Here is a 14,431-nt window from a genome sequence, read left to right on the forward strand (position 1 = left end):
GACAAGACATCGACGAACATCGATGTCTGTCTCAGAATGAACATCAGGTATCGATGCTTGTCAATACGATGGGCATCGTTACGATGGCGGTCGACGTCCGACGCGAGGAGTTTTTCGATGAGCGAGCCCGGCCTGGCGTGCTGCACGCCGCTGTCCGGTACGGCGATGTCCGCGGAGCAGGCCGAGCAGGTCGCCCCGCTGCTCAAGGCGCTGGCCGACCCGGTGCGCCTGCGCCTGGTCAGCCTGATCGCCTCCAGTGCGAGCGGGGAGGCCTGCGTCTGCGACCTCAACGACGCCTTCGAGCTGACCCAGGCGACGATCAGCCACCACCTCAAGGTGCTCCACTCCGCCGGGCTGCTCGACCGGGAGAAGCGCGGGGTGTGGGTGTACTACGCCGTCCGCCCGGCCGCGCTCGACGCGGTCGCCAGCCTGTTCCGCACGGCGGTGCCGGCATGAGCGACGCCGTCCGGGAGACCGCCCGGCCCGACGCCCCCGCCGACGCGCCGGTCCTGCAGAAGCTCTCCACCCTCGACCGCTTCCTGCCCGTCTGGATCATCGCCGCGATGGCGCTCGGGCTGGCGCTGGGCCGCTGGGTCCCCGGCCTCGACGACGCGCTGAGCGCGGTCGAGGTCGGCGACGTGAGCCTGCCGATCGCCATCGGGCTGCTGCTGATGATGTACCCGGTGCTGGCCAAGGTCCGGTACTCCGAGCTCGACCGGGTGACCGGCGACCGGAAGCTGCTGGTCGCCAGCCTGGTGCTCAACTGGCTGGTCGGCCCGGCACTGATGTTCGCCCTCGCCTGGCTGCTGCTGCCCGACCTGCCCGAGTACCGGACCGGGCTGATCATCGTCGGCCTCGCCCGCTGCATCGCGATGGTCCTGATCTGGAACGACCTGTCCTGCGGCGACCGCGAGGCCGGCGCGGTGCTGGTCGCGATCAACTCGGTCTTCCAGATCCTCGCCTTCGCCCTGCTGGGCTGGTTCTACCTGCAGGTCCTGCCCGGCTGGCTCGGGCTGACCACCACCTCCGCGGAGTTCAGCTTCTGGGCGATCGTCGTCTCGGTCCTGGTGTTCCTCGGCATCCCGTTGCTGGCCGGGTTCCTGACCCGCACCCTGGGCGAGCGCCGCAAGGGCCGGGACTGGTACGAGAGCCGCTTCCTCCCGCGCATCGGCCCGGTCGCCCTCTACGGGCTGCTGTTCACGATCGTCATGCTCTTCGCGCTGCAGGGCGACGCGATCACCTCCAGCCCCTGGGACGTCGCCCGCATCGCACTGCCGCTGCTCGCCTACTTCGTGCTGATGTTCGGTGGGTCCTTCCTGCTCGGCATGCGGCTGCGGCTCGGTTACGCCAAGACGGCCACGCTGGCCTTCACCGCCGCCGGCAACAACTTCGAGCTGGCCATCGCCGTGGCCATCGGCACCTTCGGCGTCACCAGCGGGCAGGCGCTCGCCGGCGTCGTCGGCCCGCTGATCGAGGTGCCCGTCCTGGTCGCCCTCGTCTACGTGTCCCTCTGGGCCGCCCGGCGCTGGTTCCCGGGGGACCCGACCGTCCCGGCCCGACTCGACCGAGGAGCATCCCGATGACCCGGACCGACCGGCCCACCGGCGTCCCCGGGCTGCTGGACCCGAACGTGGTGCTGCGGCGCCACGTGGAGGACCTGTCAGCGCGCTTCGCGGGGATGGTCGGCCCGGAGACCGTCGAGCGGATGGTCTTCGAGTCCTACGCCGCTCTCGGGCGCACCGCGAACGTCACGAGCCACCTGCCCGTGCTCACCTGCCGGTTCGCCACCGAGCGACTCACCGCGCTGGCGCAGGCCAAGGGGGCGCTGGCGAAGGAGACCCCCGAGGTCCTCTTCGTCTGCGTGCAGAACGCCGGCCGCTCCCAGATGGCCGCCGCGATGGTCGAGCACCTGTCGCAGGGCCGGGTACACGTGCGCTCCGCCGGCTCCATGCCCGCCGACACGGTGGATCCCGTGGTCCTCGAGGTGCTCGCCGCGCGCGGCATGACGGTGACCGACGCCTTCCCCAAGCCGCTGACCGACGACGTCGTCCAGGCCGCCGACGTGGTGATCACCATGGGCTGCGGCGACGCCTGCCCCGTCTACCCGGGCAAGCGGTACCTGGACTGGGAGGTGCGCGACCCGGCCGGCCAGGACCCCGCCACGGTGGGCTCCATCGCGGCCGACATCGAGAACCGGGTGCGAGGACTCCTCGCCGAACTGGGCGCATGAGCCGCCGCCTGGTCGTCGTCGGCGGCAGCGACGCGGGGATCTCCGCCGGGCTGCGCGCCCGCGAGCTCGACCCGGGGGCCGAGGTCACCGTCGTGGTGGCCGACGCATACCCCAACTTCTCCATCTGCGGGATCCCCTACCACGTCTCGGGCGAGGTACCGGACTGGCGGTCGCTGGCCCACCGGACCTCCGCCGACCTGGAGGCGGCCGGGCTGACCCTGCGGGTCGGCACCCGCGCCACCGGCATCGACGTCGCCGGCCGGCGCGTCTCGGTGACCGACGCGAGCGGGGCCACGGAGCTGCTGGCCTACGACGAACTGGTCGTGGGCACCGGTGCACGTCCGGCGCTCCCGGCCATCAGCGGTCTCGGCGGCACCGACGGGCTCGGACCGGCCGACGGCGTGCACGTGGTGCACACCATGGACGACACCCACGGCCTGATGGCCACCCTCACCGGCCGCCCGGTGCGCTCGGCGCTCGTCGTCGGCGCCGGCTACATCGGTGTGGAGATGTCCGAAGCGCTCGTCGCCCGGGGCATCGCCACCACGGTGGTCCAGCGGTCCGCGGAGGTGCTCCCCACCGTCGACGCCGAGCTGGGTGCGCTGGTCCGGGCGGAGATGACCCGGCACGGGGTGCAGGTGCTCACCGGGACCACCGTCACGGGGCTGGCCCGTGCCGACGGCTCCCGGGTCAGCGCGCTCACGTCGAGGGGTCCGCTGGAGCGCCTTTTCGACCTGGTGGTGGTCGTCGCCGGCGTGCGCCCGTCGGTGGACCTGCTGGTCGGCGCGGGAGCGACCACAGGGGCCGGCGGCGCGGTCGTCGTCGACGAGACCATGGCCACCGGCCTGCCGCACGTCTGGGCGGCAGGCGACTGCGTGGTCACCCACCACCGCCTGCTGGGCGTCACCTACCTCCCGCTCGGCACCACCGCGCACAAGCAGGGCCGCGTAGCCGGCGCCAACGCCGTCGGCGGGCACGCCCGCTTCGCCGGCAGCGTCGGCACCCAGGTGGTCAAGGTCTTCGACCTGGTGGCCGCCCGCACCGGTCTGCTCGAGCACGAGGCTGCCGCCGCGGGCTTCCGTCCGGTCACCACCGCGACCAGCCCGGACGACCACAAGGCCTACTACCCCGGCGCCCGGCCGATCACGATCCGCGTGACCGGCGACGCCGACACCGGCCGGCTGCTGGGCGCGCAACTGGTCGGCCGGCTGGGCAGCGAGGTCGCCAAGCGCGCCGACGTCTACGCCACCGCCCTGTTCCACGCCATGACCGTGGACGGCCTGGCCGACCTCGACCTGACCTACACCCCACCGCTCGGGTCGCCCTGGGACGCTGTGCAGATGGCCGCCCAGGCGTGGAGCAGGGAGCACCGCCCGCCCACCGTCACCGCCCTGCCCGCGGCGATGGCCGAATGAGCCCCGTGACAGAGGAGAACCCCGTGAGTGACCGCCCCAGCGTGCTGTTCGTCTGCGTGCACAACGCCGGCCGCTCCCAGATGGCCGCCGGCTGGCTGCGGCACCTGGCCGGCGACGGCGTCGAGGTGCGGTCGGCCGGCTCGCTGCCCGGCGACCAGGTGAACCCGGCGGCGGTCGAGGCGATGGCCGAGGTCGGCATCGACATCTCCGACCAGCGACCCAAGGTGCTCACCACCGAGGCCGTCGAGGCCTCCGACGTGGTCATCACGATGGGGTGCGGCGACGCCTGCCCGATCTTCCCGGGCAAGCGTTACCTGGACTGGGCGCTGGAGGATCCGGCGGGCAAGGGCGTGGAGTCGGTGCGGCCGATCCGCGACGAGATCGAGCGGCGCATCCGCGGGCTGCTCGCCGAGCTGGGGGTCAGCGCTCCCGCCTGAGCACGAAGAAGAACGGATCGGGCAGGCCGCGCAGGTCCATCATCCCGAGGACCGTGCGGCTGCTCACCCGCTTGAAGACGTCGATGATCGGCAGCCGGTCGTAGACCATCGCGGCGGTGACGAGACCGCGGTGCTCGACCGCCCGCAACCGGGCCTTCGGGCGGGAGGTCGTCAGCAGCGGCCGGACGGCGGTGAACGCGGCCCGGGCAACCCGCGAGTGAGCCAGCCGCGGGGCGGCGCGGAGCACGCCGACCGGGATCAGCGCGGGGTCGACCGGCCGCGGCCCCGCCGCCGTCCCGAACAGCAGCGGGTGCACCGTCTCGGTGTCGAGGAACTCCTTGCCCCACCAGCCGTAGGCCGCCAGCAGCCCGTCCAGCGGGGAGCCCGTGGGCAGCTCGCTGCCCCGCCACCGGCCGAGCATCTCCTCGACCGGCTGCGGCTCGAACCAGTCGAAGGACGACTGCGCTTCTGCCCGGGAGACACCGTCCCGCTGGGCATCGCGGACCCACGCGTCCGGGCTGGTGAACCGCAGTGTCACCCCACCGGGCGCTCGAAGGTGACCAGCACGCCGTCGACCCCACCCGGGCCGATGCGGCCCTTGACCTCCACCGAGGTGATCGCCTTGAGCTGCCATCCCTCCCGGGCGTGCTGGTTGAGCACCTTCTCCAGCTTGCCGCCGCTCATCTTGCCGCCGATGAGGCCCTCGCGGATCTCCTCGACCTTGTACTCGTAGCGCGCTGCAGCCACGGGTCACCCGTCCTCTCGCCTGGTCCGGCCGGTCGCCCGCCAGCCTGCCGCGCTCCCCCGCCGGCGTCGAGCCGGGCGAGCTGCAACGGCTCTAGTGATACGGATCACTCGTGTGTAACGTCCGCGCGGGGCGCCGCCGGCGCCGGGAGGAGCACGCGTGAGGACCACACCGAGACATCCACGGCGCAGCCGCTGGGCCGCCGTCCTGCTGGGCGCCCTGATGATCACCGCCGTCCCCGGAACGGCGGCTGCCGACCCCGACGAGACGTCGGCCGAACCCCTGCCGGTCGTGTTCGTGCATGGCAACAGCGGCTCGGCCGCCCAGTGGCAGACGCAGTTCCAGCGGTTCACCAGCAACGGCTACCCCCAGCAGCTGCTGTTCGCCTACGAGTACGACACCAGCGGCAGCGACAACACGCAGGCGATCGCGGAGCTCGACCCCTTCCTGGACGCCGTGCTGGCGCAGACCGGCGCCGAGCAGGTGCTGCTCGCCGCGCACTCCCGCGGCACCACGGTGAGCCACGCGTACCTGGCCGAGCCGGCGCAGGCGGCGAAGGTCGCCAAGTACGCCAACCTGGACGGGCGCAGCGCCGAGGCGCCGCCCGGCGGCGTCCCGACGCTGGCGGTCTGGGGTGAGTGGTACTCCCCGCCCGAGCCCCGCCGCGGCAGCGTCGGCGTGATCGAAGGCGCGGTGGCGAACCTCTACAACCCCGACCAGGGCCACACCGAGGCCGCCTCGTCGGCGCGGACCTTCGCCGCCGTCTACGAGTTCTTCACCGGCTCGGCGCCCGCGACCACCGACGTCGTGCCGGAGCCGCCCGCCGAGGTCACCGTCGCCGGACGCGCCGTGCTGTTCCCGCAGAACCTCGGCTTCGAGGGCGCCACCCTCGAGGTGTGGCGGGTGAGCACGCGGACCGGCCGGCACACCTCCGCCCACCCGGTGGCGACGATCCCGATCACCGGTGACGGGTCCTTCGGCCCGCTGGACCTGTACGGCCGGCACAGCTACGAGTTCGCGCTCCACCGGCCCGACGGCTCGGTCCACCACTTCTACCAGTCGCCGTTCGCCCGGTCCGACCACTTCGTCCGCCTCAACAGCGGCATCGCCGGCGAGGGCCTCGAGGCCTTCGTGCCCAAGAGCGAGGAGCACACCAACCTGGCCCTGATCCGGGCGCGGGAGATCTGGGGTGACCAGGGTGCGGACTCCGACGAGATCACCGTCGACGTGATCGGCGACCGCACCGGCCCGCTGGACGTGACCACCCCCGCCACCACGCCGCGGAGCAGCACCGAGGGCACGTTCGGGCGGGTCGGTGAGGTGAACGCCCTCTTCCTCACCGACGTCGGCACGCGGACGCCGACCGGGTACACCGCGCCGGACCAGGCCACCGACCTGAGCAAGGGCGACCTGTTCCCGTTCAACACGCTCACGTTCCTCAACGCGGTCGACGCCTACCTGCCGGCGAGCCCGCGCGGGCTGCGCCCGATCCGCATCGAGGTGCGGCCGCGCGGCGGCGGGGAGCCCGAGGTGATCACGGTTCCCGGCTTCCCGTCGGTGAACGACCGCATCTCGGTGCAGCTCCGCGACTCGGTCCAGGACGACTACGCCTTCGGGCGTCGCTGACCTGACGGGTGCGGCCCGGTGGCGCTCAACCGCCGGGCCGCACCCAGCCGGCCTCCAACAGCGCCGTCTGCACGCGGTCGGCCGCCTCGACGGCGACCGGACGGCCGGCGACCAGATCGGCGTAGAGGAACGCCTCGGCCAGCTTGACCAGGGCGTAGGCCAGGCTCTCCCGGTCGATGATCGGCCGCAGCCGGCCGGCCCGCTCGTCGCTCTCGATCAGCTCCACCGCGACCCGCACCGCGCGGGGCTCCACCGGCCCCGCGGGATCGGTGAGCACCCGCAACGCCAACTCCGGCTCGCTGTCGATGAAGGTGCGGATGCCGGTGCTGCCGACGACCCCGGCGTTGAACGCCCGGATGACCCGCGCGCTGCGGAGCTCCGGGTCCCCCGGCGTGCGCCGCGCGTCCTCCGCGGCCGTGCACGCCTGCCAGCCGCGCTCGGCGAGGTACCAGACCGCCTCGCCGACCAGTCGCTCGCGGCTGCCGACGTGCCGGTGCAGGGTCATCCGGGAGACCCCGATCTCCTCGCCCAGCGCACCCATGTCGATGCGCCGCCCGGAGTGGATCCACCGGGCCGCCAGCGCGATCACCGTGGCCGCGTCCACCCGCGTGCGCGCGGGACGGTTCCCGGTCCGGTCCACGGTCGGAATGGTCCCAGAGCCGGGCGTGCGGTCCCCGGGACCGCTGCTCATGGACCGTCGGCGCCGGCCAGGGAACGTTCGAGCTCCGGCGTCAGCCGCGGGATCGGCCGGGTGTCGTCGTCCACCGGGCGCCGCGTGGCCGCGGAGACGAACGGGCTGCGCACCGCCGCGGCCACCGCGTCCGGGTCGGCGCGGGCGGCGAGAACCCGGCCGCCCGTGTCGACGGGGGCGGCGAGCCCGACGGGGGTGACCTCGACGGCCGCCCAGCGGGCCGCACCGGCGCCGAACGCCGTCGCCGACAGCGCGGCCAGCTCGCGCCACTGCCGCCCGACGAACTGCACCCGGTGGACGTCGTCGGTCCGGGACCGGACCACCGCCCGGAAGACGACGTGCTCGGCGCGGTCGGGCACGCGGATGGCCAGTTCGACCTCGGCGCCGACGGCGGCGCCGACGCCGCGGACGCGGAGCTGCGCGCCTCCGAGCGAGACGTCGACGAGCCGCGCGGGCGCCCCGTCGACCACGGCCGGCAGCGCGGCCGGGAAGCGGTGACCGTCCCGGCGCTCGGCGGAGAAGCGCGGATCGCGGATCCGCCGGATGCCGGCCAGCACGAAGCCGAGGGTGACGCTCACCCAGAGGACCGGCACCAGCGTGGTGCCGCCCCAGCGGAGCTCGATCGGGGTCCAGCCGGCCAGGCTCGCGGCCGTGTGGAGCAGGCTGCCGGCGAGCACGGCGGTGAGTGCGAGCAGCAGCGCGGGCACCCGAGCGCGGGTCCGCTCCTCCCCGGTGCGCCCCTTCGCGGTGACCGCGAAGCGGCCCGTGCCGCGCAGCACCAGCGACAGCGTCGCGGCGAGGTTGGAGGGCAGCCGGACGACCTCGAACAGCAGCGAGAAGCGCGCCGGGGCGAACCCGCGCGACAGCAGCGTCAGCGCCGCCTGCTGGAGCAGGAAGGGGACGCCGGCCATCACCGCGAACAACGCGGGCGGTGCATCCACCGGGAAGAGCCCGGTGACCAGCACGGCGACCGGGACCAGGGCCAGCCCCAGCGTCCGCCACGAGTCGAACCACGCCGACAGCGAGTAGAGGTAGCCCAGCCGCTGCCGCAGCGTCAGTCCCGTGGCGGTGAGCGGGTTGTCGTGCCGCAGCACCTGCATCGCCCCCCGGCCCCACCGCCGGCGCTGCGCGTAGAACGCGTCCGGGCTGCCGGCCGCGAGCCCGCGGGCGAGCACCTCGTTGTGGTACGCGCTCCGCCAGCCGGCGCGGTGCAGCTTCATCGTCGTGTGGAAGTCCTCGGTGAGCGACTCCGTCGCCACTCCCCCGATCTCGCGCAGCGCCTCGGCGCGCAGGACCGCGTTCGTGCCGCACCAGAAGGCGGCCCCCGCGTGGTGCTTGCCCGCCTGGATCACCCGGTAGAAGAGCGACTCCTCGTGCAGGTCGGCGCCCGGGCGCAGGTGCTCGAACGAGCCGGTGTTGTAGAAGTGCTGCGGCGTCTGCACCAGCGCCAGCCGCTCGTCGGCGAAGTAGGGCAGCGTGCGGGTGAGGAAGTCCGGGTCGGGGACGTGGTCGGCGTCGAACACCGCGACGAGGTCGGTGCGCACCAGCGCCAGCGCGTGGTTGAGGTTGCCCGCCTTGGCGTGGTCGTGCTCGGGGCGGGTGACGTACCGCGCGCCGAGCGCCGTCACCATCTCCTCCACCTCGAGCCGGTCGCCGTCGTCGAGCACCCAGGTCTCGTGCTCGCCTTCCATCGCCAGGCAGGCGGCGACGGTCGGCAGGAGCACGTCCAGGTGCTCGTTGTAGGTGGCGATGAGCACGGTGACCGACGGCGGCGGCCCGGGGCGGGGCGCCGGCACGGTCGCCGGGGCGACGGTCCAGGTGGTCATCACGAACAGCAGCAGGGCGAGGCCGCCGTAGACCTCGAGCGCCAGGAACGGCACCCCCAGCCAGAGCGCCGGCCCCTCGGGCAGCGTGGCCAGCAGCCGCCAGGTGAGGTAGCCGGCGGTCGCCAGGACGGCGGCGACGGCCACGGCGCGCACGCCGAGGAGCCGCAGGGCGCTCTCCGGCGCCGGAACGGCGTCCCGGGTCCCGCTGGGGCGGCCCAGCGCCGCCCGTTCGATGCTCACCCCGGGGGAATCGACATCTCCCCGCGGCGCGCACATCCCCCCGAGGGGTGAGATCGACCCGCGTGCTCAGCCGGAGGTGACGCGGAGCCGGGCAGCGGTCCGATCGGCCATGTCCGCGAACTCGGCCCCCTCGTGCAGCAGCGTCCACGCCAGGACCAGTTCCACCGCCGAGGGCACACCGGCCACGTCGACGACTGCGGGCGGCGCCACGAGGTGCCGGACGCTCTCGACGAGCAGCCCGTCCCCGGGGCCACCGGCCTGCCGCTCCACCCGCCGGACGCGCAGCGCCGGGCCCGCCGGCAGCGCCACCAGGTCGACCTCGGGAGGGGCCAGCCCACGCCCGACCGAGGCGCGTTCCTGCTCGGCGAGCTCCGCCAGCCCGGTGGTGAGCCGGTACCGGTCCGCGCGCAGCGTGGCGAGGACGCCGTACCGGGGATCGGGGATCCAGAGCGCGCCCAGGTCGGGGGTTCCCTCGCGCAGGGCGGTGGCCAGCGACAACACCTGTTCGCCGAGCGCTCCCGCCGCGGCGCCGTGGACGCCGAGGTCGTCGCAGACGTCCTGCGTCCAGGCGGCGACGGCCCCGGAGCGTGGCAGCCACACCCAGCCCGCGCCGGACGGCTCGACCCGGTAGGTCCAGTCCTGGACGGCGCCGGTCACGGGAGCCACCGGAAGGAGCCGGCGACGGCGTCGAACAGCGCGGTCAGCGGCTCGAGCAGCTCCAGCAGCGGCGTCGAGAAGCTCAGCAGCACGTAGCCGCCGCCGGGCATCGGGTGCTGGTACTGCACCACCGCCGTCTCGAGCAGCCGGCCGCCCGGTGCCGGTGCCTGCGTCCGGCGGCGCAGGCGGGCCACGGGGCCGGCCGCGAGCTCCACCACCTCGGCGGCCGCCCCCGCTCCCCCCGCGGCGAGGAAGGCCGCCTCCGCGGCGCCCGGCCGGTCCCCCGCCGGGCGCGGGGGGACGACGCCCACCGCCAGGGCGCACGCGATCGGCGGGGCGCCGTCCTGGAGCACCGGGAGGTGCACCTCGACGGTGTGGCTGTCGCTGCGGGCGGCGGCCGCGCCGTGCAGCGCGCGCGCCACCTGCGGCATCAGCCGGTCGCGGTCGGGCCGGCCCCGGGTGACCGCCCGGGCGATCCGACGGACGTCGGCATCCCGCCGCGCCTCGTCCAGGACCCGGATCCGCGCCCAGTCGCCGGGCACCGCGAACGTGAAGTCCCGGGGGCGGAGCGCCATGGTCACCGTCCGGACCCGACGGGGGTGCGGGGTCCGTGGCCGCGCAGCTCCTCGCCGATCGCGCGGCCGGTGGCGGCGCTCCCGGCACCGGCCGAGGAGAGCACCGCGGCGTCGGCGAGGAACTGGCTGCGCTGCCCCGTCCGGACCACGGGGGCGGCGGTGGTCGCGGGGTGGACCGTCGGGGAGCGACCGGAGGTCACGTCGCGGAACAGCCCCGACGGGCGGTAGGCCTCGGCCCACTCCCCGCGGGTGGGCACCCAGCCGGACGGCCGGCGGGCTCGGGAAGTGAGCGCGCCGGGCACGGACCCGCCGGCCGGGACGCCCTGGTCCCGCACCGCCTGCCGGGCCTGCCGGCGGGTCATCCCCGAGGCGCGCAGGTGCTGCACCAGCGAGGGGCGGGCCAGCCCGCGGGTGCCGGTGGCGACCGCCCGGCCGGCCAGCGCGAAGGCACGGCCCACCCCGAAGGTGAGCACGCCCACCGCGTCCCACAGCATGTCCGACAGCTCCGCCCGGCCCGCCGCGTGCAGCACGGTGTTCCCCGCCAGGGAGACGGCCCCGGTGACGAACGCGAGCCCCGCGAACGCCGCGGCGAACGGTTGCAGGCCCGGGATGGCCAGCAGGAAGAGCGCGACGAGCCCGAAGACCGCCGAGAGCTTCCCGGCCCAGCCCGTGACGACGGCGACGACGTCCAGCACGTCGTCCCAGAAGCTGTCCGCGAGGTGGTCGCTGGCGCCCAGGACGTCGTCGATGGCGTCGGCTGCGGCGTTCCCCGCCGCCTGCCACTCGGCCTCCAGCGCCGCGAGCTCCTCGTCGGCCGCCCGGATGCCGGCGGTGGCGGCCGCGGCATCGTCGTGCGCCCGGCGTTCGGCGACCGGATCGGGCTCCGGCAGCGTCGCGGCGCGTTCCCTCGCCCGCCAGGCGGCGTCCCGGGCGTCCTCGGCCCGCTGGGCGCGCGCGAGGACCGTGTCGGCGCCCGCTTGGACGTCGTCGAGCGTGCGCGCGTAGGCGGCGAGCGCCTCCGCCGTGCCCTCGTACCGGTCGAGGGCCTGCTCGATCGTCCCGGCCACCTCGGCGGTCCGCTCGCGGAAGGCCCGGCCGGCGTCGGACTCCCAGGTCGTCGCGCTGTCGTGGATGGTGCGGAGCGCCCTGGCCGCCGTGGTGATCGCCGCCGCCGTGTCGGCGTACCGCCGGGCGAGCCGGGCGATCGCCGCGGCGTCGCCGCCGACCGGGTCCGAGGGGCGCAGCGGCGACCAGTCACGCGGGCGGCTCACCGCTCACCGGCCAGGGCGGCGACCAGCTCGGTCTCGATCCGCTCGTACACCTCGGCGGCGTCCTGGGCGGCCTGGCCGAGGCCCTCGACCAGCCCGGCCATCTCCGTCCGCCGATGGTCCCAGTTGCTGCCGAACTCCCGCAGCCGGTCGCGCAGCCGGTCGTGCGCGATGACGTCGCTGCCGACGTCCGCCGTGTCCCGTGCGCCGTCGAACTCCCGGTAGACGACCAGCAGGGCACGGCCGGCGTCGCGCAGGACCGGGGTCTCCACCTCGAGGCCGTCAGTCACGACGCGGACCCTAGGCGGATCCGGCTCGGGTCCGGATCCGTTGTCCACAGGCAGCTCAGGCGGTGCGGGGGCCCTCCCAGAGGTCGATGCCGGCGTCCACGGCGTGCCGGTCGATCGCGGCGAGCTCGTCCTCGGTGAACCCGAGGTTCTCCAGCGCGCCGACGTTCTGCTCCAGCTGCGCCACGCTGCTGGCCCCGATCAGCACGGTGGTCATCCGCTGGTCCCGCAGCGCCCAGGCAAGCGCCATCTGGGCCAGCGACTGCCCGCGCTGCTGCGCCATGTCGTCGAGCGCCCGGACGTGGGTGAGCGCCTGCTCGGTGAGCAGGTCCGGCGAGAGCGACTTGCCCTGACTGGCGCGCGATCCCTCCGGGACGCCGCCGAGGTACTTGTCGGTGAGCATGCCCTGCGCCAGCGGCGAGAAGGCGATGCACCCGGCCCCGACGTCGGCGAGGGTGTCGAGCAGGTCCTCCCGCTCGATCCAGCGGTTGAGCATCGAGTAGGACGGCTGGTGGATCAGCAGCGGCGTCCCCAGGTCGGCGAGGATCGCCGCCGCCCGGCGGGTCTGCTCCGGCGAGTACGACGAGATGCCCGCGTAGAGGGCCCTCCCGGAACGGACGGCGGTGTCCAGCGCCCCCATCGTCTCCTCCAGCGGCGTCGTGGGGTCGGGCCGGTGGCTGTAGAAGATGTCGACGTACTCCAGGCCCATCCGCCGCAGCGACTGGTCCAGGCTGCTCAGCACGTACTTCCGCGAGCCGCCGCCCTGGCCGTACGGGCCGGGCCACATGTCGTAGCCGGCCTTCGTGCTGATGACCAGCTCGTCGCGGTAGGGCCGGAAGTCGTCCCGGAGGTGCCGGCCGAAGTTGCTCTCGGCCGAGCCGTAGGGGGGCCCGTAGTTGTTCGCGAGGTCGAAGTGCGTGATGCCCAGGTCGAACGCCCGGCGGAGGATGGCGCGCTGACGGTCGAACGGGACGTCGTCGCCGAAGTTGTGCCAGAGGCCCAGGCTGATCGAGGGGAGGTCCAGGCCACTGCGCCCGGTGCGGCGGTAGGGCATGGACTCGTAGCGGTCGTCGGCAGCGGAGTAGGCCATCGCTGCATCCTGTCCGACCGCCCGCTCCCCCGCCCACCGGCCCCGTAGCCTCGTCCGGCGCGGTCGCCGCCGCTAGGCTGGGCGGCGCCGTCCCCGCCTCACCCCAGGAGTGCCCGTGCTGCTGCGCCTGATCGGTCTGCTGCTGGTCGTCTGGCTGGCGCTGTCGATCATCGGGGCGCTGATCGAGGGGCTGTTCTGGCTGCTGCTCGTGGGCGTCGTGCTCTTCCTGGCCACCGCCGCCTACGGCTGGTTGAAGGGCAGCAGCAAGGTCTGACCGGGCCGGTCAGTCCCCGTCTGCGTCGCCGCCGGCTCCGTCGGCGTACGGCAGCTGATCGGTGCGCCGGTCCACCGGTGGCAGTTCCGGCACCGGCTGCCCGGCCACCTGCTCGGCGGGAGCGACGCGGACGCCGGCCTCCAGGTCGTCCAGTCCGATGGCGTAGCGGTTCTCCGTCATGGGCGCACCCTCCACCCCGGCGACCGGATCGTCCAGACCGGCCCGCGCCGTGCCCGGCGTGGCCGCACCCCTCTGACGTCGGCGGCTCCCGGCCGGCACCGCCAGGGGGGTCAACCGCCGGTCGGCGCCCGCTGGGGCACGGCGACGCTGAGGAGGACGACGCTGTCCTCGTCGGCGTGCAGGCTGTGCCGGCGATCGGGGATGGGACCTGTCTCCAGCGCGCCCAGCTCCACGGCGTCCTCCCCGGAGACGAGCCGGACCTTCCCGCGCAGGACCAGCAGGCTGGCCGGGCCGGGGCTCTCGTGCTCGGCGAGCTGCTGGCCCCGCACCAGGGCGATCACGGTCTGCCGCAGCCCGTCGACGGGGTGCGGCAGGGTGCGCGCGGCGCGCTGGGCCTTCCCCGCCGCTGCGTCGGCGAGCAGCTCGGCGGCCAGCCGTTCCAGGTCCACGGGTCGTCGGTCGTCCACGGGCCCCATCGTGCGCCGGCGTCCCGAAGGCGACCGCGCTCGCCTGGTCGCCCACGTCACCCGCCGGTCGCGGACATGGGGCGGGTGGGCGGCAGGAAGCTGGGGTCGTCGATGCCGTGGCCGGGCAGCTTGCCCAGGGTGGCGATCCGCCACCGGTCGGCCAGCTCGGTGTCGGTGGCGCCGTCGCGCATCGCGGTGCGCAGGTCGGACTCCTCGCGGGCGGACAGGCAGTTGCGGATCTGCCCGTCGGCGGTGGCCGGGTGCGGTCGCAGGCTCCGCAGAACGCGCGGGCCACCGAGGCGATCATCCCGGAGGTGGCCGGGCCGCCGTCGGCAGCCAGATCCGGCGCACCCACCGCGGGCGGGTCCACACCCGCGTAGCGACGACCCGGGCGCCTCCCGGGTGACCCCCGTCGTCGGAACT

Annotated in this window: 19 protein-coding genes; 7 read left to right on the forward strand and 12 right to left on the reverse strand. The window is 74.6% G+C overall.

Annotated features, from left to right (window positions below):
* The first annotated feature begins 117 nt into the window (after positions 1–117).
* Genes ACI79K_RS01360 through ACI79K_RS01380 form a run of 5 tightly spaced genes read left to right on the forward strand, consistent with a single transcriptional unit; the run spans position 118 to position 4,082 of the window.
* Positions 118–456 carry a metalloregulator ArsR/SmtB family transcription factor gene (locus ACI79K_RS01360; protein ID WP_456589422.1) on the forward strand — a complete coding sequence of 113 codons (339 nt, stop codon included), beginning with the start codon at positions 118–120 and terminating at the stop codon, positions 454–456.
* The gene (gene arsB / locus ACI79K_RS01365) at positions 453–1,583 is read left to right on the forward strand and encodes an ACR3 family arsenite efflux transporter (protein WP_456598733.1); all 1,131 of its coding nucleotides are present in this window, start codon (positions 453–455) and stop codon (positions 1,581–1,583) included. Before ACI79K_RS01360 ends, arsB begins: the two co-directional genes overlap by 4 nt.
* Complete coding sequence (locus ACI79K_RS01370; protein ID WP_456589420.1) at positions 1,580–2,230, forward strand: arsenate-mycothiol transferase ArsC; 651 nt, start codon at positions 1,580–1,582, stop codon at positions 2,228–2,230. Before arsB ends, ACI79K_RS01370 begins: the two co-directional genes overlap by 4 nt.
* Entirely contained in the window at positions 2,227–3,645 is a 1,419-nt protein-coding gene (locus ACI79K_RS01375; RefSeq protein WP_456598734.1) for an FAD-dependent oxidoreductase, read from the forward strand. The genes ACI79K_RS01370 and ACI79K_RS01375 overlap by 4 nt, the downstream gene beginning before the upstream one ends.
* Before the next feature lie 23 nt (positions 3,646–3,668).
* Positions 3,669–4,082 carry an arsenate reductase ArsC gene (locus ACI79K_RS01380; RefSeq protein WP_456589418.1) on the forward strand — a complete coding sequence of 138 codons (414 nt, stop codon included), beginning with the start codon at positions 3,669–3,671 and terminating at the stop codon, positions 4,080–4,082.
* Here the strand turns inward: ACI79K_RS01380 and ACI79K_RS01385 are convergent.
* Entirely contained in the window at positions 4,066–4,620 is a 555-nt protein-coding gene (locus ACI79K_RS01385) for a DUF4334 domain-containing protein (RefSeq protein WP_456598735.1), read from the reverse strand. The genes ACI79K_RS01380 and ACI79K_RS01385 overlap by 17 nt on opposite strands.
* The gene (locus ACI79K_RS01390; protein WP_456589416.1) at positions 4,617–4,829 is read right to left on the reverse strand and encodes a DUF4177 domain-containing protein; all 213 of its coding nucleotides are present in this window, start codon (positions 4,827–4,829) and stop codon (positions 4,617–4,619) included. Before ACI79K_RS01390 ends, ACI79K_RS01385 begins: the two co-directional genes overlap by 4 nt.
* 157 nt (positions 4,830–4,986) lie before the next feature.
* Here ACI79K_RS01390 and ACI79K_RS01395 point away from each other — a divergent pair, with 157 nt between their 5' ends.
* Positions 4,987–6,453 (forward strand): hypothetical protein, encoded by a 1,467-nt coding sequence (locus tag ACI79K_RS01395; RefSeq protein WP_456598736.1) that lies wholly within the window; start codon positions 4,987–4,989, stop codon positions 6,451–6,453.
* 25 nt (positions 6,454–6,478) lie between these two features.
* On the opposite strand, the gene ACI79K_RS01400 is transcribed toward ACI79K_RS01395, so the two are convergent.
* From ACI79K_RS01400 to mgrA, 7 genes are all read right to left on the reverse strand, one after another.
* Positions 6,479–7,093 (reverse strand): QsdR family transcriptional regulator, encoded by a 615-nt coding sequence (locus ACI79K_RS01400; RefSeq protein WP_456589414.1) that lies wholly within the window; start codon positions 7,091–7,093, stop codon positions 6,479–6,481.
* A gap of 47 nt (positions 7,094–7,140) precedes the next feature.
* A complete protein-coding gene (locus ACI79K_RS01405; RefSeq protein ID WP_456598737.1) occupies positions 7,141–9,210 on the reverse strand; it encodes a glycosyltransferase in 2,070 nt (689 codons plus the stop codon).
* Between the two features lie 66 nt (positions 9,211–9,276).
* Positions 9,277–9,867 carry a hypothetical protein gene (locus ACI79K_RS01410; protein WP_456598738.1) on the reverse strand — a complete coding sequence of 197 codons (591 nt, stop codon included), beginning with the start codon at positions 9,865–9,867 and terminating at the stop codon, positions 9,277–9,279.
* Positions 9,864–10,448: a hypothetical protein gene (locus ACI79K_RS01415; protein WP_456598739.1), complete on the reverse strand. Its 585-nt coding sequence runs from the start codon at positions 10,446–10,448 to the stop codon at positions 9,864–9,866. Before ACI79K_RS01415 ends, ACI79K_RS01410 begins: the two co-directional genes overlap by 4 nt.
* Positions 10,445–11,713 carry a hypothetical protein gene (locus tag ACI79K_RS01420; protein ID WP_456598740.1) on the reverse strand — a complete coding sequence of 423 codons (1,269 nt, stop codon included), beginning with the start codon at positions 11,711–11,713 and terminating at the stop codon, positions 10,445–10,447. The genes ACI79K_RS01415 and ACI79K_RS01420 overlap by 4 nt, the downstream gene beginning before the upstream one ends.
* The gene (locus ACI79K_RS01425; RefSeq protein ID WP_456589409.1) at positions 11,710–12,000 is read right to left on the reverse strand and encodes a hypothetical protein; all 291 of its coding nucleotides are present in this window, start codon (positions 11,998–12,000) and stop codon (positions 11,710–11,712) included. The genes ACI79K_RS01420 and ACI79K_RS01425 overlap by 4 nt, the downstream gene beginning before the upstream one ends.
* A gap of 55 nt (positions 12,001–12,055) precedes the next feature.
* The gene (mgrA, locus tag ACI79K_RS01430) at positions 12,056–13,087 is read right to left on the reverse strand and encodes an L-glyceraldehyde 3-phosphate reductase (protein WP_456589408.1); all 1,032 of its coding nucleotides are present in this window, start codon (positions 13,085–13,087) and stop codon (positions 12,056–12,058) included.
* Between the two features lie 115 nt (positions 13,088–13,202).
* Here mgrA and ACI79K_RS01435 point away from each other — a divergent pair, with 115 nt between their 5' ends.
* Positions 13,203–13,361: a hypothetical protein gene (locus ACI79K_RS01435; protein WP_456589407.1), complete on the forward strand. Its 159-nt coding sequence runs from the start codon at positions 13,203–13,205 to the stop codon at positions 13,359–13,361.
* 9 nt (positions 13,362–13,370) lie between these two features.
* Here ACI79K_RS01435 and ACI79K_RS01440 read toward each other — a convergent pair whose 3' ends face one another.
* The 3 genes from ACI79K_RS01440 to ACI79K_RS01450 all read right to left on the reverse strand — a co-directional run bounded on the left by ACI79K_RS01440 (position 13,371) and on the right by ACI79K_RS01450 (position 14,199).
* Positions 13,371–13,541, reverse strand: a complete 171-nt coding sequence (locus tag ACI79K_RS01440; RefSeq protein ID WP_456598741.1) for a hypothetical protein — start codon at positions 13,539–13,541, stop codon at positions 13,371–13,373.
* Positions 13,542–13,651: 110 nt separating this feature from the next.
* Positions 13,652–14,008, reverse strand: coding sequence for a LuxR family transcriptional regulator (locus ACI79K_RS01445; RefSeq protein ID WP_456589405.1), 357 nt, complete (start codon positions 14,006–14,008; stop codon positions 13,652–13,654).
* Between the two features lie 56 nt (positions 14,009–14,064).
* Positions 14,065–14,199 (reverse strand): hypothetical protein, encoded by a 135-nt coding sequence (locus ACI79K_RS01450; protein WP_456589404.1) that lies wholly within the window; start codon positions 14,197–14,199, stop codon positions 14,065–14,067.
* Positions 14,200–14,431: the final 232 nt, after the last annotated feature.

It is taken from the genome of Blastococcus sp. SYSU DS0616 (assembly GCF_054051015.1).

Bases quoted from the DNA above. Each gene is read 5' to 3' on its own strand.
- ACI79K_RS01360 (WP_456589422.1), top strand. From the start codon at position 118: ATGAGCGAGCCCGGCCTGGCGTGCTGCACGCCGCTGTCCGGTACGGCG.
- arsB (WP_456598733.1), top strand. From the start codon at position 453: ATGAGCGACGCCGTCCGGGAGACCGCCCGGCCCGACGCCCCCGCCGAC.
- ACI79K_RS01370 (WP_456589420.1), top strand. From the start codon at position 1,580: ATGACCCGGACCGACCGGCCCACCGGCGTCCCCGGGCTGCTGGACCCG.
- ACI79K_RS01375 (WP_456598734.1), top strand. From the start codon at position 2,227: ATGAGCCGCCGCCTGGTCGTCGTCGGCGGCAGCGACGCGGGGATCTCC.
- mgrA (WP_456589408.1), bottom strand. From the start codon at position 13,087: ATGGCCTACTCCGCTGCCGACGACCGCTACGAGTCCATGCCCTACCGC.
- ACI79K_RS01440 (WP_456598741.1), bottom strand. From the start codon at position 13,541: ATGACGGAGAACCGCTACGCCATCGGACTGGACGACCTGGAGGCCGGC.
- ACI79K_RS01450 (WP_456589404.1), bottom strand. From the start codon at position 14,199: ATGCGCGACGGCGCCACCGACACCGAGCTGGCCGACCGGTGGCGGATC.